This is a genomic window from Mesorhizobium sp. M0800, assembly GCF_040320095.1.
In the GTDB taxonomy this organism is placed as follows: Bacteria; Pseudomonadota; Alphaproteobacteria; order Rhizobiales; family Rhizobiaceae; genus Mesorhizobium.
In genome coordinates, this window is the sequence record NZ_JAMYOZ010000009.1 from 137933 (window position 1) to 156531 (window position 18599).

General features: G+C 62.8%; 17 protein-coding genes and 1 pseudogene. 6 read left to right on the plus strand and 12 right to left on the minus strand.

Annotation, left to right across the window (positions count from 1 at the left end; all coding sequences use genetic code 11):
* Nucleotides 1-104: 104 nt before the first annotated feature.
* The 4 genes from NKI18_RS14275 to NKI18_RS14290 all read left to right on the plus strand — a co-directional run bounded on the left by NKI18_RS14275 (nucleotide 105) and on the right by NKI18_RS14290 (nucleotide 3143).
* Nucleotides 105-893 carry an ABC transporter substrate-binding protein gene (locus NKI18_RS14275; protein WP_352587204.1) on the plus strand — a complete coding sequence of 263 codons (789 nt, stop codon included), beginning with the start codon at nucleotides 105-107 and terminating at the stop codon, nucleotides 891-893.
* A 149-nt stretch (nucleotides 894-1042) separates the two neighbouring features.
* Nucleotides 1043-1714 (plus strand): amino acid ABC transporter permease, encoded by a 672-nt coding sequence (locus tag NKI18_RS14280; RefSeq protein WP_352617274.1) that lies wholly within the window; start codon nucleotides 1043-1045, stop codon nucleotides 1712-1714.
* The gene (locus NKI18_RS14285; RefSeq protein ID WP_352455417.1) at nucleotides 1711-2385 is read left to right on the plus strand and encodes an amino acid ABC transporter permease; all 675 of its coding nucleotides are present in this window, start codon (nucleotides 1711-1713) and stop codon (nucleotides 2383-2385) included. Before NKI18_RS14280 ends, NKI18_RS14285 begins: the two co-directional genes overlap by 4 nt.
* 29 nt (nucleotides 2386-2414) lie before the next feature.
* On the plus strand, nucleotides 2415-3143 hold the full coding sequence (locus NKI18_RS14290; protein ID WP_352617277.1) for an amino acid ABC transporter ATP-binding protein: 729 nt from the start codon (nucleotides 2415-2417) through the stop codon (nucleotides 3141-3143).
* Between the two features lie 639 nt (nucleotides 3144-3782).
* Here NKI18_RS14290 and NKI18_RS14295 read toward each other — a convergent pair.
* From NKI18_RS14295 to NKI18_RS14305, 3 genes are all read right to left on the minus strand, one after another.
* On the minus strand, nucleotides 3783-4235 hold the full coding sequence (locus NKI18_RS14295; RefSeq protein WP_352587213.1) for a nuclear transport factor 2 family protein: 453 nt from the start codon (nucleotides 4233-4235) through the stop codon (nucleotides 3783-3785).
* 14 nt (nucleotides 4236-4249) lie between these two features.
* Nucleotides 4250-4936, minus strand: a complete 687-nt coding sequence (locus NKI18_RS14300; protein ID WP_352569100.1) for a hypothetical protein — start codon at nucleotides 4934-4936, stop codon at nucleotides 4250-4252.
* Nucleotides 4937-5045: 109 nt separating this feature from the next.
* A complete protein-coding gene (locus tag NKI18_RS14305; RefSeq protein WP_352903231.1) occupies nucleotides 5046-6233 on the minus strand; it encodes a LuxR C-terminal-related transcriptional regulator in 1188 nt (395 codons plus the stop codon).
* On the opposite strand from NKI18_RS14305, the gene NKI18_RS14310 reads away from it, so the two are divergent.
* Complete coding sequence (locus NKI18_RS14310; RefSeq protein WP_353019910.1) at nucleotides 6216-6623, plus strand: hypothetical protein; 408 nt, start codon at nucleotides 6216-6218, stop codon at nucleotides 6621-6623. The two genes, NKI18_RS14305 and NKI18_RS14310, sit on opposite strands and share 18 nt — an antisense overlap.
* A gap of 435 nt (nucleotides 6624-7058) precedes the next feature.
* Here the strand turns inward: NKI18_RS14310 and NKI18_RS14315 are convergent, their stop codons facing one another.
* From NKI18_RS14315 to NKI18_RS14340, 6 genes and pseudogenes are all read right to left on the minus strand, one after another.
* Nucleotides 7059-7586 carry a c-type cytochrome gene (locus NKI18_RS14315; RefSeq protein WP_502900698.1) on the minus strand — a complete coding sequence of 176 codons (528 nt, stop codon included), beginning with the start codon at nucleotides 7584-7586 and terminating at the stop codon, nucleotides 7059-7061.
* Between the two features lie 350 nt (nucleotides 7587-7936).
* The gene (locus NKI18_RS14320) at nucleotides 7937-8332 is read right to left on the minus strand and encodes a GFA family protein (RefSeq protein ID WP_352617291.1); all 396 of its coding nucleotides are present in this window, start codon (nucleotides 8330-8332) and stop codon (nucleotides 7937-7939) included.
* 38 nt (nucleotides 8333-8370) lie between these two features.
* Nucleotides 8371-9423, minus strand: coding sequence for a Gfo/Idh/MocA family protein (locus NKI18_RS14325; RefSeq protein ID WP_352617294.1), 1053 nt, complete (start codon nucleotides 9421-9423; stop codon nucleotides 8371-8373).
* A gap of 53 nt (nucleotides 9424-9476) precedes the next feature.
* Entirely contained in the window at nucleotides 9477-10262 is a 786-nt protein-coding gene (locus NKI18_RS14330; RefSeq protein WP_352617297.1) for a ThuA domain-containing protein, read from the minus strand.
* A gap of 328 nt (nucleotides 10263-10590) precedes the next feature.
* Entirely contained in the window at nucleotides 10591-12120 is a 1530-nt protein-coding gene (locus NKI18_RS14335; protein ID WP_352617300.1) for a tlde1 domain-containing protein, read from the minus strand.
* A gap of 570 nt (nucleotides 12121-12690) precedes the next feature.
* A pseudogene (locus NKI18_RS14340) lies at nucleotides 12691-13502 on the minus strand (class I SAM-dependent methyltransferase).
* Between the two features lie 187 nt (nucleotides 13503-13689).
* On the opposite strand from NKI18_RS14340, the gene NKI18_RS14345 reads away from it, so the two are divergent.
* Entirely contained in the window at nucleotides 13690-14112 is a 423-nt protein-coding gene (locus NKI18_RS14345) for a hypothetical protein (protein WP_352617306.1), read from the plus strand.
* Nucleotides 14113-14177: 65 nt separating this feature from the next.
* On the opposite strand, the gene NKI18_RS14350 is transcribed toward NKI18_RS14345, so the two are convergent.
* The 3 genes from NKI18_RS14350 to NKI18_RS14360 form a co-directional block, all read right to left on the minus strand.
* The gene (locus tag NKI18_RS14350; RefSeq protein WP_352617308.1) at nucleotides 14178-15617 is read right to left on the minus strand and encodes an FAD-binding oxidoreductase; all 1440 of its coding nucleotides are present in this window, start codon (nucleotides 15615-15617) and stop codon (nucleotides 14178-14180) included.
* 125 nt (nucleotides 15618-15742) lie between these two features.
* Nucleotides 15743-16339, minus strand: a complete 597-nt coding sequence (locus NKI18_RS14355; protein WP_352617311.1) for a cation efflux transmembrane domain-containing protein — start codon at nucleotides 16337-16339, stop codon at nucleotides 15743-15745.
* Between the two features lie 31 nt (nucleotides 16340-16370).
* Nucleotides 16371-18572 (minus strand): heavy metal translocating P-type ATPase, encoded by a 2202-nt coding sequence (locus tag NKI18_RS14360; protein WP_352617313.1) that lies wholly within the window; start codon nucleotides 18570-18572, stop codon nucleotides 16371-16373.
* Nucleotides 18573-18599: the final 27 nt, after the last annotated feature.

Sequence of the window (18599 nt, forward strand, 5' to 3'; positions counted from 1 at the left end):
TCGAACGGTGGTTGCCGCCGGCAACGGCGCCGCCGCTCAAAAGGCACCCCAAGGGGGTGAAACGACAAGTGGAACAACAAACGACAACAAGGAGGAATGCCCAAATGAACATTGCCAAGCTTTTCATCGCCGGACTTGCGCTCGCCGGCCTTACCGCTGCCGCCAGTGCGGGAACGCTCGACGAGATTACCAAGCGCGGTGAGTTGCGTGTCGCCGTGCAGACGCAAGGACCGCCCTTCTCGCTGGTCGGCGCCGCAGGCGAACGCACCGGCAGTTCGGTCGAACTCGCCGAACTGATGGCCAAGGAGATGGGCGTCAAGATCACCTTCCTCGACTTCGACTGGGACGGCCTGATCCCGGCGCTGCTGTCGGGCAAGGCCGATCTTCTGGTCGCCGATATGACGCCGACACTGGCGCGTGGCATGAAGGTCGCCTTCACCAAGCCTTACATGTACACGGGCAGCACCGTCTTCACCAAGGCTGGTACCGCCTTCAAGTCCACCGAGGACTGCAAGGCCAAGGGCACCAAGATCGCGGTGCTGCTCGGCGCCACCGGCGAGAAGGAAGCCAAGGCCGCCTTCCCCGATGCCGACATCAAGAGCTACAAGGGCGGCGGCCCGCTGTTGCTCGACGCCGTCAACAACGGCCAGGCCGATTGCGGTGTCAACGACGTCTCGGCGGTCAAGGGCCAGTCGACCGCTTACCCGGCCGGCAGCTTCATCATCATGCCGGACATGCTGTCGAAGGAGCCGCTGGCCTTCGCCACACGCTATGACGAGCAGGACCTGCTGGTCTGGATGAACCTGTTCCTCGACCAGGTCAGCCTCGACGGCCGCCTGCAGAAGAACCTCGATTACTGGGTGAATTCCGACGCCTGGAAGAAGGATCACTGAGTAGAGTGAATGGTGAATGGTGAATAGTAAGTAGGGAGTAGAGAAGAGCTACTCGCTACTCGCTTACGCCCTACTAACTACTAACTGCTAACTACTCACTACTCACTATTCACCATTCACCATTCACTATTCACATTCACCGCCCCACCATGCTCGAAAACTTCAGCTTCCGCACCATCGTCGAATATCTGCCCCTGTTCGGGCAGGGCCTCGTCACGACCGTGTGGCTGTCTGTCCTCTCCTTTGCCGGCGCGCTCGCCGTCGGCATCGTGCTCGCCGCCATGAACCTGCAGCGCGGCCGGCTGTTCCGCGTCCCGGCCAAGGCCTATATCGACGCGGTGCGCGCCACGCCTTTGCTGGCGCAGCTTTATTTCCTCTATTTCGGCCTGCCGCGGCTCGGCTTCGTCCTGCCTGAGTTCGTCGTCGGCATCTTGGCTCTGTCGCTGAACAGCGGCGCCTATGTCGCCGAGATCATCCGCGCCGGCATCCTGTCGATCCCGCGCGGCCAAGTGGAGGCCGGCGTCGCTTCGGGCATGACCTATGTCCAGCGCATGCGCCTCGTCATCCTGCCGCAGGCGTTCAAGGTGACGATCCCGCCGCTACTCGGACAGGCGATCGTGCTGGTCAAGGATTCCGCGCTGTTGTCGCTGATCTCGGTCGCCGAACTGACGCGCGCCGGACAATTGCTCGCCTCCGACCGCTTCATGCCGGCGGAAGGTTTCATCACCATCGCCGCCTTCTACCTCCTGCTCTATTACGGGCTGAAGGGACTGGCGGCGCTCTCCGGGCGCTGGCTCGGCCTGGCGGGGACACGGACATGATCTGGCAGCAGCTGCAAAGCGTCGCCGGCAGCTATCCCCTGGCGCTGCGCGGCCTCGGCATGACCGTGGTGCTGTCGCTGATCAGCCTGGTGCTGGGCACGCTGCTCGGCTTCGGCCTCGGCATCCTGCGCACCGGCGGCAACCGGCTGATCAGCGGCGCGATCGGCGCCTGGGTCGACCTGATCCGCGGCACGCCATTCCTGGTGCAGATCTTCCTGATCTTCTTCATCCTGCCGGAACTCGGCATCGAGCTCGACGCCTTCACCGCTGGCATCATCGCGCTGACCAACCTGGCCGCCTGCTTCATCTGCGAGATCGTCGTCGCCGGCATCCGCTCGGTGCCGACCGGCCAGGTCGAGGCGGCGCTGGCGTCCGGCCTGTCGCGCTGGCAGCGCATGCGCCAGGTCGTGCTGCCGCAGGCGATGCGCATCGTGCTGCCGCCGCTGGTCGGGCAATATGTGCTGCTGATCAAGGATTCCTCGGTGGTCTCGGCCATCGGCCTGACCGATCTCACCCGCGTCGGCTGGTTGGTGGTGCAGCGTGTGCCGAACGGCCTGCTCGTCTTCTTTCTCGTCGGCCTCGGCTATTTCATCGTCTGCTACCCCCTGATCATGCTGGCCCGCCGGCTGGAGCAACGCATGGGCGCGGCGCATGGCGAGGTTCAATTGTGATGTCGAACCCTAGCAAAAATGACACCGGCATGATCGAGTTTCGCGGCGTCAACAAATGGTTCGGCCAGCTCAACGTGCTCAGGGATATCACGCTGAGCGTCGAGCCGCGCGAAGTGGTCGTCGTCTGCGGCCCGAGCGGCTCGGGCAAGAGCACCTTGATCCGCTGCATCAATGGGCTGGAGACGATCCGCGACGGCGGCCTGACGGTCGACGGCCAGCGCCTCGGCGACCCCGCCACCAACATGACGCGGCTGCGCACCGAGATCGGCTTCGTCTTCCAGTCGTTCAACCTCTATCCGCACAAGACGGCGCTCGAGAACGTCACCCTGGCGCCGATCCATGTCCGCAAGATCCCGCGCGCCGAGGCCGAGAAGGCCGGGCGCGAATTGCTCGCCAAGGTCGGCCTCGCCGACAAGGTGAACGCCTATCCGGCGCAGCTGTCTGGTGGCCAGCAGCAGCGCGTGGCGATCGCCCGCTGCCTCGGCATGCGCCCCAAGATCATGCTGTTCGACGAGCCGACCTCGGCGCTCGATCCCGAGATGATCTCGGAAGTGCTCGACGTCATGGTCGCGGTGGCCGAGGAAGGCATGACGATGATGGTGGTGACGCACGAGATGGGCTTTGCCCGCAAGGTCGCCCAGCGCGTCGTGTTCATGGACGCCGGCGCCATTGTCGAAAGCGGCACGCCGGACGAGTTCTTCTCGCACCCGAAGACCGACCGCAGCCGCGCTTTTCTCAGCAAGATCCTGCGGCATTAGGGCTAACAACTCAATTAGCTGACTGCCGGCTGCGACCGAGATGAGTGGAAATCGACCTTAGGACTCGCGCACCGTGACCTTGGTCACAGCTCTGTCGCCACGCTCAATCTTAATGCGCTTGTCACTCGGGATAGGCGGTGGAGCTACGTTAGCAATCTTTCCATCCTCTAACCGATCCGCAGTCAAAAGCTCTTCCCCTTTCGCCGTCTTTAGGCGCTCTAATTGATTGATATACAATCTTGACATGCCGGCCTCCCAAACGAAAAAGCCGGACAAGAATATTGTTAATAGCGAGCAAGCAGGCGGAAGAAGCAACTTGCGAATTAGAGAAAGCGCATCACGCTTTCAATATAGCGGCCGAGTCCCTGGCCCTCAATGTCAACTAACGGACGTGGTTTACACAGCATGCCGAGAGGTCTGCAGAAGGTTCAACTCGGTCGTTCAGAATGATTGGGTTTTGACCTAAAACGTCAGCCGGCCGTGGCCGGCGTCTTCAGCCAAACGTCGCCAGAGGGTCGGCGCTGATCTCGACCCAGCCGACGGGCTGAAAAGAAGCACAGTTCTGGCTCCATGACGCCGGCAGAGCCGATGGTCCCGCCAGCGCAATTCCTTTCTCTGCCCGTTTCGGACCGACGCTTCTCAGAACGCGAAATCCGCGGACTGAACGACATCGGCTGGGAGCCAGGTTTCATGAACTTGCAAGATCTCGGGCCCCCGGCTGTAGCCGCGATCGCGGACCACCATCGTCGTGACCCGGCCATTGTTCGGTTGATCGGAGTCCTTCGCGTCGCGTTGCCATTCGTGGTAGTTCACGACCGCCAGGTCGGCGCTTTGATGGCTGATCCGGATGTCGCGTATCTTGATACGGAAGGCCGGATTCGATCCGTAGATGCTCTTCATGTAACCTGCGAAGTCTTTTTTCCCGAACGCCCTGCCGCCTGGCATGATGGCGACCAGATCTTCGCTGATCCGGTCGAGCGCGTTCTTCTTGAACGTCGCATCGTCGCCACGGCATCGGCCCGTCACCCAGTCGGTGAAGAATTCGTGGACGTCGTGGATCGTCGCTTCGATTTCCTTCGTTTGAAGGGACATTTTTTCCTCCTGTTTTACGATGATGCTGGATCAGGCGCTTTGCGCTGTGGCTTGCCCGACCGGAGGCTCCTTGAGGACAGCCCGTACCACGCGAGCCACAGGCACATGAGAAGCGAGGAAATCAGCCAGATCGGACCTCCGATGCCGATCCCGAGCTGCTCACCGAGTGTCCACCCGGTTGCCGAAAGGATACCGAACGCCGAGCCGACGATCGCGGCCCATCGGGGCAGTATCCCGACGTCATCGCGGGCGTCGTGATACGCGACAAGCGCTGTCGCCAGGGCGAGCGCCCAGAATCCGTTACCCATGCCGCCGGAAAACGCCCACCAGGTCATGAAGGCGCTGGTGTCACCCCGGTCCGCCGCGACCGCGACCACCGATGCCTCGGCGACTGCGGTGGAGAACGTGGTCAGGGCGCCGAGAGCCATCACCATCCAGGCAGAACTCAGCATCGGCGAATGCCGGACCCGGGGGTTGAGCGCCAGGTTCAGGAACGAAGCGCCGGCGATCAGGAACAGCGCCGCTGCCGCCGTCCAATGGACCGTAGCCCATCGCCCATGGCCCTCGGCGATATTCTGCATCTGAACAGACAAATCCGCGTCCGGTGGCCCGTGAAAGACGAGCGCAGCCGCCAGCAGCAGCGTTCCGGTGGCGAGCCAGACACCGCCCGGCCCGCTCATGTTGTTATTATTCGTTTGCATCGGGAAAACCTCCTGTGGCCTTTACCACGCCATGAGGTTTAGACCCGCGCCACGGTTGCCCGCTTCGGCGTAAGTACCCACGCAACGAGAAATTTTGGCTTGGGTAGGATTACCCAGATACGACCATGCCGATCAGGCCGTGCTCGACCGCATAGGCCGTGGCTGCCGCGCGCGTGCGCACGTTCAGCCGCGTCAGGATATCGCTAACGTGATGGTCTACCGTCCGCTGGCTCAGACCGAGCTCGCCGGCAATTTCCGGGTTGGTCAGGCCTGACGCGATCAGGCGCAGAACCTGCGTCTGTCTGGGGGTGAGAACTTCGCCGCCTGTCGCCGTCATGGTGACCCGCAGCTTGCCGGCAACGGCTTCGTCGGGGCGCGCGCCGAGCTCGCGGAAAAGTCTTATCGCTTCGTCCAGTTCGGTCTGCGCCGCTTCAGTATCGCCGGTTGCGAGACAGGCCCGCGCTGTCAGCACCCGCATCCGGGCAAGATGATAGGGCGCCCGAAGGTCCCAGAGGATCGCTACCGCGCGCCGGATATGGGCCAATGCCTCCGCGGCTCGACCAGCATGGATCAGCACCCGCGCGGTAGCCTCGGCGGCTGCGGCGCGGACTGCATCCGCGGAATATTGGCGCGCGCAGTCGTGCAGTGTTTCGCACAGCTCCCAAGCGTCATCGGCCGAACCGACGGCGAGAGTGATTTCCACCGCAGCCGGCAAGAGGCGGAGTTTGCCCGGCAGGTCGTCGACGGACTGCAGTGCGCGGCGGATCGCCGAAAGGGCCGGCTGCTCGTGCCCCTGCTGCAATCGCATAAGCGCCAGCCCCGGCTGCGGATCGAACCCGAGCCTGCTCGCCGCGCGATAGGCGGCATCGGCCTCGTTCCATTGGCCGCGGAGTCGAAATACCTCGCCCTTCTGGTAGAATGCCGGACCGGCGTGGTGCTTCGAGGGCCCCTGCTGAAGGCGGATGCTGGCGACACCGGCCTCGCGGCCGGCCTCGTCCCAGTGGCCGTCGAGGATCAGAATTTCGGCCCGGTGGATCAGGCATCTGCCGGTGAAGGCAACGATGTCGGGCTGTCCGGCGCACCATCCGACCAGTGCCGAGGTCCATTCCCTCGCCCGGCCCGTGGCATGAAATTTCTGACAGATCTCGATCACGCTGCAGTAGACCAGCCCGGTAACGATCGGTGAGAGCCGGCCCGAGGTGACCGAAACCATCGCCTCGTCCAGCAGTTCGAAGCCGCGCACATAGTCGCCGCGCAGGATCAATATCCGGCCCTGAAGGTGGCGCGCGATAGCCAAGAGGTCCGGATCTTCGCAGCGCTGTCCGATCTCCGCGGCACGTGTTGCGTGCGCGAATGCTTCGTCCGGCCTGTCGGCGGCGAGACGTTGTTCGACCATTGGGAGCTGAAGGTAACCCTGTTCTGCACATTCCTGCGTATGGTCCTCGACCAGCCGGTTGGCGCGGGTCAGCCATCCGCCGCCTTGGGCGAATTCTCCGCGAAACATCAGGGTGAGCCCGATCCAGAAGCCGCAACGCGCTGCGGATCGTTCGCGTCCGTTCCGGAGATGCTCTTCGAAGGCCCTCTCGTAGTCCCGAACGAATTCCTCCTCGCGCCCAAGCATGTAGGCGGCTTCCCCGAGGCGCTGGAGCTCGGCGCCGCCAAGTTCACTGCAGCGGTCTCTGTCTGACAGTTCGCGGTGAAGCCTGGACCAATCGCCGCGATTGGCTAGCTCCGCATACGGATCCGATGCAACTGCACCGTCTTCCGGCGACTTGTCGCGTGATCGGTCGGAGGGCGCGGGCATAGCCTCAGAATAGCACATATCTTGCTGAGGAGGTGGCGGCAGGTTACCGATGTGACAGAAGTTCGTTTCGGGCTCAATCGAGCCGTTCATCGCGTCCGCCGCCGAGGACCGGGGAAGGGTGGATGCTGCCATTCGTCTCGTCGATGGGAACGAGTAGGTAGCGCCAATATCGCGACATTCATGGCGCTTCTCAAAAGCTGCCCTTCGCGCAACGGGTCGAATCGACCCATTTCTGCCGTTCGGATATCGGCATCACCATCTCCAAGGCGGACATTCACCCATTATTCGGCGAAAAATCTCATTGCGATCAAAGCCGCCCTACTTCGTTGCAGCGGCTGCGGCTTCCCCCGGCGGCATAATCCGCATCATGAAGGTCGACACCGCTTCCCCGGGTTTGAACGGGCCGGGAACCTGGTGGCTGACCGGCTTCACACTTTGGAGGAATGCCGCGATCGCCATGGCGTCATCCGCGGTGAGATGCGCAAAATCGCGCCAAGGCATGATCGGCGCCAGGATGCGGCCGTCCGGCCGTTCGCCGGTCTGGATCGCGGTGACGATCTGCTCCGGGGTCCAGCTTCCGATACCGGTCTCCTTGTCAGGCGTGATATTACGGCCGACAAAGACACCAAGGCCAGGAATCTCGAAGCCCACATCTGAACCGCCAAGGAAGAGCGACATGTCGGGCTTCCCGAAGAAGTAACCGGATGTGTGACAGTCGCTGCAGCCGGCAATCGTAACCAGATATTCGCCGCGCGCGATCTGTGTGTCATCGGCCATGGCCGCGTAAGATGGCAGGGCAACAATCGACGCTGTCAAGAATGCAAGATGAACTGGTGTCCGAAACATTGCTTCCTCCCTGTGGTCTGTTCGTGGTTTGTCCGTCGACCTCCCGCGCCGTCAACCGGTCGCAATTCCCCGATTTTAACCACGTCGAGGACGCTAAATTCTAGCATGGCCAGCACGTATTAACCATCAGCGATCAATTGGACCGTCGGCACTTGTCGTGCCCCGTTGAGCGCAACCGTTACGGAGCTTGCCCAGCCGACGCACAACGCCTTCTGGCGCGATCGAGCCACGCACGGTGATGGATCGACTTCGTCGCCTGAAATGCCTTGTAAGGTCGGACCGGGTCGAACTCGGTCGTTCAGAGTGATTGGGTTTGATCCTAAAACGTCAGCCGGAGGCGACCAGCGGCTTCAGCCGAACGTCGCCAAACGTTCGGTTCGGACCTCGACCCACTGGCAGCGCCGGCTCTCGTGGTAGAAGGACAGGAAGGGCGGCGGGAATGCAGGGTCCGCGAAAGCGCCCACCGGGATGGCGGTCAGACCGGGTTGAGCGTCGATCCGGTAATGGACGGTGGTGCCGCAATCCGGGCAGAAGCTGTAGATGACGCGGCCGCCCTCGTCGCCAATGCGCGTGAACTCCGCCGAGCGGCCCTGGACAGAAACGTCACCTTCCTCAAACCGCGCGTTGAAGCTGAACGCGCTGCCGGTGCGTCGCTTGCAGGCCAAGCAATGGCAAACCGAGACGCGTACCGGCTCGCCCGAGCAGGTGGCTGACAGCTGACCGCAGGAACATTCTGCGCGCCGCATGATCTTGGCTGGCTCCTCTCACGATTCCCTGAACGATATCACTGCGTATCGGTGCTCAATTCGGCCCGCTTCTCATCCGAGACGACGGCAAGATCCAGCACCTTCTGCAATTCGGCAGCATGGCGGAACGACGGTTCGGCCTGGACGCCGTTGCGCACCGCATCGACGAAGCGCTGGTAGTTGGTCTGCACCGTTCCGGCGTCCAGAACTTGCCATTTGGCGTTCTCGACATCCTCGCCGATGCAGGCTTTCAGCTCCGAGCCGGTCAGATTGTGCACGACTTCGATGCCGCCCTTGTCGCCGTAGATGCGCAGGCGGAGCTCGTTCAGATGGCCGGTTGCCCAGCGGCTGGCATGGACGACGCCGAAGGCGCCATTGCGGAAATCAAGCGCCATGGTGAAACTGTCATTGGCGTCGAGCTCGTATTCGCCGATGCGGTTTTCGGGCGCCTTGTCGAAGGATCTCAGGCGGCAGAACACATGGTCGATGTCGAGCGCCGCGCCATAGCTGGCGAAATCGAGGATGTGGATACCGACGTCGCCCAGCACGCCGTTGGAGCCATGGCCGCGCGACAGTCGCCACAGCCATTTCGAATCGGTGCGCCAGTCGCCCCAGAATTTGGACACCAGCCAGCTCTGCAGATAGGAGGCCTCGACATGCCTGACGGTGCCGATCTCGCCGGCCAGCACCATGGCGCGCGCCCTCTGCAGCGGCGCGACGTTGCGATAGGTCAGGTTGACCATGTTGATGATGCCGGCCCGCTCGGCCGCATCGGCCATCTCACTGGCTTTCTGGTAATTTTCGGCCAGCGGTTTCTCGCACAGCACCGGCTTGCCCGCCGCGATCAGCATCATGGTGGTCGGATGGTGGATGCGATCGGGCGTCACGTTCGCCACCGCGTCGAACTTGCCCCATGCCAGCGCCTCGTCCAGCGACGCGAACCGGTTGGGGATACCGTAGATGTCCGAAAACTTGTCGACACGCGTACGGTCGAGATCGACGGCGCCGATCAGTTCGACGCCCTCGATCTTGCCGAACTGCCTGGCGTGCTCCTCCGCCATCCAACCGGTGCCGAGTATCAAGAGGCGCATGATTCTTATCCTTAGGACAGGGCTTTATCTTCTTGTTCGATCATGGATTTGGTCTAGCGAAAGCCGGCTTCGCCCGCGGAATGAAGTTTTCCGCCGCGCTCGACGATCGGCTCGAGCGCCTTTTCCACCGGCACGTTCGGTGCATCGAGGATGGCTGGATTGGAGCCTTGCGGGTTGTGCGCCCATTTCACCGCATTGCGCAGCACCTTGTGGACGTTGGCGTCGTGATAGGTCGGATAGGTCTCGTGGCCGGGCCTGAAATAGAAGATGTTACCGGCGCCGCGGCGATAGGTCAGCCCCGACCGGAACACTTCGCCGCCCTGGAACCAGGAGATGAACACGGTCTCGAGCGGCTCCGGCACGGCGAACTGCTCGCCATACATCTCCTCGTTCTCGAGCTCGAAATACTCGCCGATCCCGGCAGCGATCGGGTGGTTGGGGCTGGTCACCCAGAGCCGTTCGCGCTCGCCCGCCTCGCGCCATTTCAGCGTGCAGGGCGTGCCCATCAGCTTCTTGAATACCTTCGAGAAATGGCCGGAATGGAGAACGATCAGCCCCATGCCTTCCCAGACGCGGCGCGCCACCCGCTCGACCACTTCGTCGGCGACGGCGCCATGGTCCTTGTGTCCCCACCACAGCAAGACGTCGGCCTCGGCCAGACGGTCGGCCGGCAGCCCATGCTCCGGCTGCTCCAGCGTTGCCCAGGACACTGATATCTCCGGGTCGAGCTTCAGTGCATTGGCGATCGTCGCATGCATGCCCTCGGGATAGATGCCCGCGACCACCTCATTGGTCCGCTCATGAATATTCTCGCCCCAGACGACAGCGCGTATTGTCATGATGTCCTCGTATTGGTTGCTGAAGCCGTCCCGGTCCGGGCAGTCATAATGTCCTTGGCCGAGAATGGAAACGATTTCTGTTGGAAATCCGGCGGGGAATGAAAGCTAGCGATGCTGGCGGGACAGCACCCCCCTCTGTCCTGCCGGACATCTCCCCCTCAAGGGGGGAGATCGGAGGCCACTTCGGCTTTCGCAAATCACCAACGCTGCAGGACGGCGGTAAGGGCAAAGCTGCCAATCTCCCCCCCTTGAGGGGGAGATGTCCGGCAGGACAGAGGGGGGTGCTGTCCCGCCAGCGTCTCAAATGTTCCGTGCCCCCGCGAGCGACCTAAGCCCCTCGCCCCTCTTGGGCGACGCGTGTCAGCGGCTTCGACAGGCGCGGCACCACGACGAGCCGCTTGATCTTGCCCTTCTTGTAGGCGGCGAGGAAGCGGGCATAGTCCTTGAAGACGACGCAGCCATTCGATTCGGCGCGCCCGCCGCGCAGCATGTAGGTGTGGGCGAGCAGGCCGTCGCGGCCATATTTGTTGCTGCCGCTGGCCGGCGTCAGACGGATCGCCTCGACACCGTGGAAGCGCGATTCGCGCATCGTCAGATTGTAGGTGTCCGGCGGCGTCGGGCCGACATTCTTCTTGTGGACGTAGCGTGGCTGGTCGACCATCGCGCCCAGTCCCGAATGTGCCTCCAGCCGCGAGCCGTCGGGCATGTAGACGGTCTTGGCCGAGATGTCGTAGACGGCGACGCCGGTACCCATGTTGGGCGTGGTGAACAGGTTCCTGAAGGCTCCGCCGAGTCCGCCGGAAGGCATGTCGGGCTTGGCATAGGCCAGCATGTCGCCGCCCTGCGTCTTCGACCGTTTGCCCGGCTTGCCCGATACGGCCGGCACTGCCGCTTGTGACGAATTGCGAGGCGACAGGCTGCCGGGTTGCGTCTCGACCGGCGGCGCTTCGGCCGTCTGCACCTTGCTCGCCTTGGCGGTCCTGGAGGCCTGCGCCTTGGGCGGCTCCGTTTTCGATGTCTGATCCTTTTGCGCCTGGGCCTTTGGCGCCTGGTCTTTTGGCGCCTGATCTCTTGACGCTTGAGCCCGCGGCGCCTCGGCCGGCTTATCGATGTCCGCCCGCGGACGCAGCGTCGGCAGCGGAATGCTGTCGGGCATGTCGTCTTGCGGCGGCAGCGAGGCTACCTCGACCTCAGGTTCTTGCGGCTCTCGTGAGGCTGCGGGCTCGCTTGCCGCGATGGCTGCCGGGAGCACGTCGATCATCTGCTCCGGCAATGTATTCGCCATCGCCAGCGCAAGGCGCGACGAGCGTTCGATCTCCGCCACCGCCGGCCCGAAGCGCACCGACGCCGGGCCGTTCGGGTCGGGTATGCGTACCGGCTCGGCGAACCGGGCGTCGGCCGGCAGGCTTGCGAGCATGACGGGTGAGCCGGCACGGGCAAAGGCGGCGGCAAGCTTTTGCGGCGACAGCCCTGCTTTGGCCACCACGTCGTCGAAGCTCGATTTCCGCGATGCATCGGCGACAAGCGGCACGGTATTGCGCTTGAGACGCGCCGATTTTCCCTGGTGAACGAAGTTCGACGCCGACCGCAGGCAGTTGGCATCGCACCCGTGCTGCAGCAGCTTGGCCGACAGCGCCGCGTTTGCTGCGGCCCACGTCGGGGCCTGCGCCTTTGCAAGGCTGCGGCGAGGATCGGCGAGCGCGATGGTGCGCGGCGCGAGCAGGCTTTGCGGGAGACCGTTGGAAGCGGCGGTGAGCGAGGTTCCCATCGAATAAAGACCGGCCAAGGTCGCCACCGACCATAAAGCAATGGCTGCGCCGACGGCCGGAACCGCGACCCAGCGCAGGCCGGGCCTCATCGAAGTCAATCCAGTTGCAGGACTGTCACCCCGGGTTTTCGCACTTACAAACGCCATTCAACCACTCTCAATCGGCCGATGCCGGCTAGCGGATTTCGCAGCCGTGACATTCACAGTTCGCCTGGTGCCCCCAGCACGCTTCGCGTCTGTTGCCGATTGATTCAAAAGATGGACAAAGTTGGTTAACCAATCCCTCTACCGACCGCCGATTGGGCGACGGTCACACCGAAAAACGCGCTCCAAAACCTGTATAGTTGGCAAAACTGGCCTCCAATGATGACTTTGCTGCCCGTTTTTGTCGGCTGAGTCAAGAAAGCGAAATGACTAGACCTTGCTGGGCGGAGTCGGCCGTGGCTGCGAAAGTGAAGCCGAGCCGACCAGAATCGCACGGGCGGCAGCCGCCGCCATCAAGCCCCGGCGATCGGTCAAAGCGGCAATTATCGACCTGGCACTTGTCGACCTGCCACTCGGGCGAATGAACGCTTAACGTCTGAGAATTCGGGACAGCGGCAAGGTGTTTGCCGCACAGCAGCTGAATGTCGCCAAGTGCCGGTGCGGGATATCCAGCACCTAGGCCACAGCCACCACTATGCGAGCCTGAATTTTGGCGGCAACCTCGCCACTGCCATGCCTGTCTGCAATTGCGGCTGCGGCGTAGTCGGTTGCAGCGTCCAGCTTTCCCGCCTCCCTGGCCTCGATTTCGTTGCAAAGGAGAGTGCCCTGGCAATAAGCAACGGCCGGAAAGCGCGGCGAGGAGGCACGGCTTTGTTCGGCCCTCGTCTCGATCACCACACCGGAAAAACCTGCCTCCTCCAATTCGCTACGGATCAGTGCCGTATCGTGGTAGCATGCGGCGTGCGTGCCAGAAAGCGCGGCGGATCGTTCGGAAAAATCCTCGCCAGAGCATTCGTCACATCGTCCGCAAATACATTCTCTTCGATGCGATCCCATACGCTGAATAGAAAATGTCCTCCGGGCTTCAGGACTCGCCGGGCTTCGCGGTAGGCAGATGAGCGGTTGGGAAAGAACATAGCACCGAACTGACAACAAACGAGATCGAAGGCCGCATTTTCAAACGGCAGCGCCAGAGCATCAGCCTGACGCCATTTGATGCGATCGTCGGGAGCTTGCCGCGAAGCGGCGTAGTCGAGCATCGGCTGGTTGAGGTCGGTTACGACATAGCTTGCATCGGCGGACAGTTTTGGCGCCAATGCGCGGGTGACAACCCCGGTGCCCGCGGCGGTTTCCAGAACGGCGCTTGGCGACAAGGACGCTGCCCGTCGTGCAAGATCTGCGGCGAACGGCTCGAAAATCAACGGCACCATATAGCGGTCGTAGTTTTCCGGAATTGAGCCAGCGAACACCTTGTCCGTTTCCAACATTGCTATCCCCCGTCGCCCGTTTGATGGCTCGCCAGCATAGCATGGAATTGTTTGATATTCGGTCGCATTCGACCGGGAGCGGTTCGCTCCCGGAAGCTCCGAAACGCTCTGCTGCAATTACCTGCATATGTGCTAATGTATTGCGGCCATGCGCATTGGTGCGTGGCCAATATAATGGGAGGATGCGATGAAAACCATAAATCGCAGGTCTGCAATTGCGCTCGGCGTGACGGCGGCCGCGGTAACGCCTTTGTTCACGCTGGCGGCAGCTGCAAAGGTGAAGAAATACGGCCCGAAGGAAGGCAAGGAAATAGCGCCCGGCGTCAGGGTGGTTGAGGTCGGCACCGGCAATTCCGATATCCCCGCCTACAAGAGCATCTCAATTGTCGATGTGGTCTTTCAGCCGGGAGCAGTTGCTCCTGCAACGGTAATGGACAACGACATGGTGTGCACCATTGCCGCCGGTGAATTCACGATCAAGAAAGCCGACAAGGAATTCAAGCTCAAGGAAGGTGACATGTATACCTGCTCGAAGGGCAAGACCGACGCGGCAGCCAATACCAGCAAGGTGGTCGGCATCCACCGTATCGCTGTCTTGATACCTGCCTAGCGCATGCCAACGAAATCGGCCCGCGTCCTCTTCGGAGACGCGGGCCTTTTCATGAGGTGCCTGGCCTAAGCGGCGCGCAAACCTTCCACGGGACGCAAATTCTGGTTCATGCGGAACAGGTTCAGCGGATCATAGCGCTGCTTGATCTCCAGAAGCCGCTGATGGTTGCCGCCATAGGCCGCTGCGACCCGGTCGACTTCGTCGTCCGGCATGAAGTTGACGTAAACCGTGCCAGCGGCGAAGGGCCTCGTGCCTTCATAGATGCCGCGCGCCCAGTCGATGCAGGCGCTGTCCATTCCCGGTTCGCGCCAGCGCGCGTGAACATTCATGACGTAGTGCGCGCTGCGTTGCGGAAACGCCGTTGCATCCGCCGCAACACGGCCCGCGACACCACCGACATGGCCGAAGAATACTTCGCATTCTGGGCCGGGAAGCCTAGAGATCGCTGATGTGACGACGCCGATCGCGCTGTCGGAAAGCTCGGTGAAGTCATGGCTCTTCCAGTAGTTGCGGGCGCCGGGCGTCAGCAGCGGATCAAATCCCTGCTGCCATCCGGTGAACGGGTTGATGCCGACGACATCGACGATCGGCGCGCCGATGGCGCGTAGCCTTTGCGTCGCCTTCTCGCCCTCCTCGAGGTCGCCGCAATAGCACATGGCCAGAACCAGCACCTCCTTGCCATGCCATTCAGCCGGCAGGAACGGCAGCGGCGGCGCCTGCCGCATGACCACCCAGCAGGTCAACTCATTGGGCGCCGTTTCAAGCGCCGCCCTGTACTCACGCAGCACGTTTTCGGCATCGGCAAAAGGATGAACGACAAGTCCCGACAGGACCTGCGGACCGACCTGGTGGAGCTTGAACTCAAAGGCCGTGACGACCCCGAAATTGCCGCCGCCACCGCGCAGCGCCCAGAACAGATCCGGATTTTCCGTCTGGCTGGCGCGCAAAAGCTTGCCGTCTGCGGTAACCACGTCGGCGGAGAGAAGGCTGTCTATGGTCAGGCCGAATTTCCGCGTGATCCAGCCGAAGCCGCCGCCCAGCGTCAGGCCTGAGATGCCGGTGGTCGAGTTGATCCCGGTCGGCACTGCCAGTTCGAAAGCCTGTGTTTCCCTGTCCACATCGGCGAGCGTCGCTCCAGGTTCCACCCATGCTCGCCGCGTCGCCGGATCGACCCGCACCGACTTCATTGCCGACAGATCGACCACCAGGCCGCCATCGCAGACGGCGTTGCCGGCAATGTTGTGGCCGCCGCCGCGAACCGCGAGCAGAAGCTTGTTTTCCCTGGCAAAATTCACGGCAGCGATAACGTCGGCGGCGCCGGCGCAGCGCACGATCAGCCCCGGCCGCCGATCGATCATGGCATTCCAGATCGTCCGTGCTTCGTCATAGGCGGCATCGCCTTCCCTGACTATGGTGCCACGCAATTGCACCGAAAGCGCCTCCAGGGCTGCGGCGTCGACGGTCGTCGTGCCGCGCTCAAGTGTGGTGAGGCTCATGCTGTCCATGGCTTTCCTCCCGATTTACTTATGAGCCGTTTCTCCCTCCGCCGCTTTGCAAGTGTGCGCTTATATTAGAAGTCGCGCAAGTTTATGGATGGCTCACGGCCGGTATGACGGCCTACATTGGCGCCCTACGAAACGGCTCGCTGCTCCTCCCGAGCTGCCTCCCAGACCTCGCGCGCCGCGTCTGCGTTCAGCGCTGCAATTCCCAGGCCGACGATCAGATCCGGCCATGCCGAGCGCCATAGGAAGGCCGTCACCAACCCGGTCAGTATGATCGCGATATTGGCGACGGCGTCGTTGCGGGCCGAGAGGAATGCCGCCCTGGTAAGACTGCCGCTGTGACGGCGGTAGCGCGCCAGCATGTAGGCGCATGACAGGTTGACCGCCAAGGCCCCCAATCCTGCCAGCGTCAGCGCTGCCGGTTGCGGCGGCACCGGCATGTTGAACTTTTCCCACGCGGTCCACAGCGTCGCCAAGCCGGGCACCAGCAGGATAAGCGCCAGCGCCATGCCGACCCGCGAGCGGGCACGCAGCGACCATCCCATGGCGAGCAGTATGAGGAGATTGACCGAGGCATCTTCCAGAAAATCGACGCTGTCGGCGAACAGCGACACGGAGCCGATCGCCAGCGCGACGGCGAATTCAATGCCGAAATAACCCAGATTCAGCAGTGCGACGACAAGCACCACCCGGCGAAGGCCGTCCGACGCAATGGCTTGCTGCATGGTCTGCCCTAACACGATGCCGTTGTCGCTCTTACCAGCTGCTCTTCCACCGCAACAGCCGCATGGCATTGGCCGTCACCAGCACCGTCGCCCCGGTGTCCGCGAGAATGGCGGGCCACAGGCCGGTGATGCCGGCGATCGTCGTCACCAGGAACACTGCCTTCAGGCCCAATGCAATGGTGACGTTCTGCTTGATGTTGGCCATGGTTGCTTGGGACAGCCTGATCATGGCCGCAACGTCGCCGACGCGTCCATGCAGCACCGCTGCGTCAGCCGTTTCAAGAGCCACATCGGTGCCGCCGCCCATGGCAATGCCGACATCGGCCGCGGCAAGTGCCGGCGCATCGTTGATGCCGTCGCCGACCTTGGCTACCCTAAGCCCCTGCCCCTTCAACTCGCCGAGGATGCGCTGCTTGTCCTCCGGGAGCAGTTCGGCGCGCACCTCGATGCCGAGCTGTTTGCCAATGGCAGCCGCCGTGCGCTTATTGTCGCCGGTTAGCATGACTGTCCTGATGCCTGCATTGGTCAGCGCCTTTAACCCGGCGAAAGCATCCGGCCGGGGTTCGTCGCGCATGGCAATGAAGCCGGCCAGCGCGTTGTCTACAAGCAGCACCGCCACTGACTTGCCTTCATCGTTCAATGCCACGATGCGTGCCGCCTGGTCTGCTGGCAGCAGGTTTATCTCGCCCGCCGCGACTGGCGATCCCAGAAACAGGTTCTTGCCGCCGACACGACCGATAACCCCTTTACCGCCGATCGCTTTGGCTTGGGCGGCAGGCGGCACGGGAATGTTGCCGGCTTTGGCCCTTTGGAGGATGGCCAAAGCGAAGGGATGGCTCGAGCCGATCTCAAGCGCTGCCGCCAGCGAAAGGATGTCGCGTTCACCGGCACCCACCGCAACGACATCGGTGACCTGTGGCTTGCCGAGCGTCAGCGTGCCGGTCTTGTCGAGCGCCACGGCGGTGATGGTCGCGAGCCCTTCCAGCACCGCCCCACCTTTCATCAGCAGGCCGCGCCGGGCTCCGGCCGAAAGCGACGCCGCGATCGCCGCCGGAACTGAAATGACCAGCGCGCACGGGCAGCCGATGAGCAGCAGCGCCAGCCCCTTGTATATCCATTCGTTCCAATCGCCGCCCAAGAGCAGCGGCGGTGTGGTGGCCACGAGCGCCGCGATGGCGACAACGCCGGGCATGTACCAGCGCGAAAAGCGATCGATGAAGCGCTCGGTCGGCGCCTTGTTTTCCTGCGCCTCCTCGACCAGCTTGATCACGCGTGCAATCGTGTTGTCTGCGGCGGTCGCCGTCACCTTGACGCGCAGCACGCCGTCGCCGTTGATAGTGCCGGCAAAGACCGTGTCGCCGACGTCCTTGCGCACCGGCACGCTTTCACCGGAGACGGGTGATTCATCGATGGCGCTCCCGCCTTCGGTGATCTCGCCGTCAGCCGGAATCCGGTCGCCCGGCCGCACGAGGATGATGGCGCCCACAGCCAGGCTTTCTGCCGGCACCTCGCGGGTCTGGCCGTCTTTCTCGACGAACGCGGTTTTGGGAACGAGGGCCGTGAGCGCTTGAATACTGGACCGTGCCTTGCCGGCCGCAACCGCTTCGAGCAACTCGCCGATCAGGAACAAGAAGACCACCGTCGCCGCTTCCTCGCCGGCACCTATGATGACGGCCCCGGCGGCCGCCACAGTCATCAGCATTTCGATTGTGAACGGAATGCCTGCCGCTGCGGCCATGGCCGCTCGGCGCGCGATCGGAGCCAGGCCGAGCAGCATTGCGGCGATGAAGGCCCACGGGCCGGTCGCGGGCCAGGCGTAATCAATCGCGAAAGCCACGGCCAAGGCGACCCCGCTGGCGATGGCCAGGCGGCCCTTGGCGCTGTCCCACCATAGCTCCGACGCCGGCGCATCATCGTTATCATGTAACCCCGCTACGTTCTCGTCGTGATTGCGCCTTCCGTCGGCATGGTTGTCGGCGGATTGATCGGACGCCGGCGTCCCAGACTTGGAGGTCAGCGGAGCGACGGCGTAGCCGAGGCCGGTGACCTTCCTCTCGATCGCGCCGAGATTGCTTTCGGGAGTATGAGTGACCGTCAGAGTGCCCGCCGAAACGGATACGTTGATGTCCTGAACACCAGGCATCCGCCGCACGGCCGTATCGATTTTGCTAGCGCAACCGGCGCAATCGATGCCTTCCACGCGGTAGCGGGTCTGTTGTTTGGTCGCAGCCATGGTGAACCTCTTGTATCTTCGACCGCG

What these genes read in the sequence shown, in the direction of transcription:
- NKI18_RS14275 (WP_352587204.1), top strand. Translation starts at nt 105, where the DNA reads ATGAACATTGCCAAGCTTTTCATCGCCGGACTTGCGCTCGCCGGCCTT.
- NKI18_RS14280 (WP_352617274.1), top strand. Translation starts at nt 1,043, where the DNA reads ATGCTCGAAAACTTCAGCTTCCGCACCATCGTCGAATATCTGCCCCTG.
- NKI18_RS14285 (WP_352455417.1), top strand. Translation starts at nt 1,711, where the DNA reads ATGATCTGGCAGCAGCTGCAAAGCGTCGCCGGCAGCTATCCCCTGGCG.
- NKI18_RS14290 (WP_352617277.1), top strand. Translation starts at nt 2,415, where the DNA reads ATGATCGAGTTTCGCGGCGTCAACAAATGGTTCGGCCAGCTCAACGTG.
- NKI18_RS14295 (WP_352587213.1), bottom strand. Translation starts at nt 4,235, where the DNA reads ATGTCCCTTCAAACGAAGGAAATCGAAGCGACGATCCACGACGTCCAC.
- NKI18_RS14300 (WP_352569100.1), bottom strand. Translation starts at nt 4,936, where the DNA reads ATGCAAACGAATAATAACAACATGAGCGGGCCGGGCGGTGTCTGGCTC.
- NKI18_RS14315 (WP_502900698.1), bottom strand. Translation starts at nt 7,586, where the DNA reads ATGTTTCGGACACCAGTTCATCTTGCATTCTTGACAGCGTCGATTGTT.
- NKI18_RS14320 (WP_352617291.1), bottom strand. Translation starts at nt 8,332, where the DNA reads ATGCGGCGCGCAGAATGTTCCTGCGGTCAGCTGTCAGCCACCTGCTCG.
- NKI18_RS14325 (WP_352617294.1), bottom strand. Translation starts at nt 9,423, where the DNA reads ATGCGCCTCTTGATACTCGGCACCGGTTGGATGGCGGAGGAGCACGCC.
- NKI18_RS14330 (WP_352617297.1), bottom strand. Translation starts at nt 10,262, where the DNA reads ATGACAATACGCGCTGTCGTCTGGGGCGAGAATATTCATGAGCGGACC.
- NKI18_RS14335 (WP_352617300.1), bottom strand. Translation starts at nt 12,120, where the DNA reads ATGAGGCCCGGCCTGCGCTGGGTCGCGGTTCCGGCCGTCGGCGCAGCC.
- NKI18_RS14345 (WP_352617306.1), top strand. Translation starts at nt 13,690, where the DNA reads ATGAAAACCATAAATCGCAGGTCTGCAATTGCGCTCGGCGTGACGGCG.
- NKI18_RS14350 (WP_352617308.1), bottom strand. Translation starts at nt 15,617, where the DNA reads ATGGACAGCATGAGCCTCACCACACTTGAGCGCGGCACGACGACCGTC.
- NKI18_RS14355 (WP_352617311.1), bottom strand. Translation starts at nt 16,339, where the DNA reads ATGCAGCAAGCCATTGCGTCGGACGGCCTTCGCCGGGTGGTGCTTGTC.
- NKI18_RS14360 (WP_352617313.1), bottom strand. Translation starts at nt 18,572, where the DNA reads ATGGCTGCGACCAAACAACAGACCCGCTACCGCGTGGAAGGCATCGAT.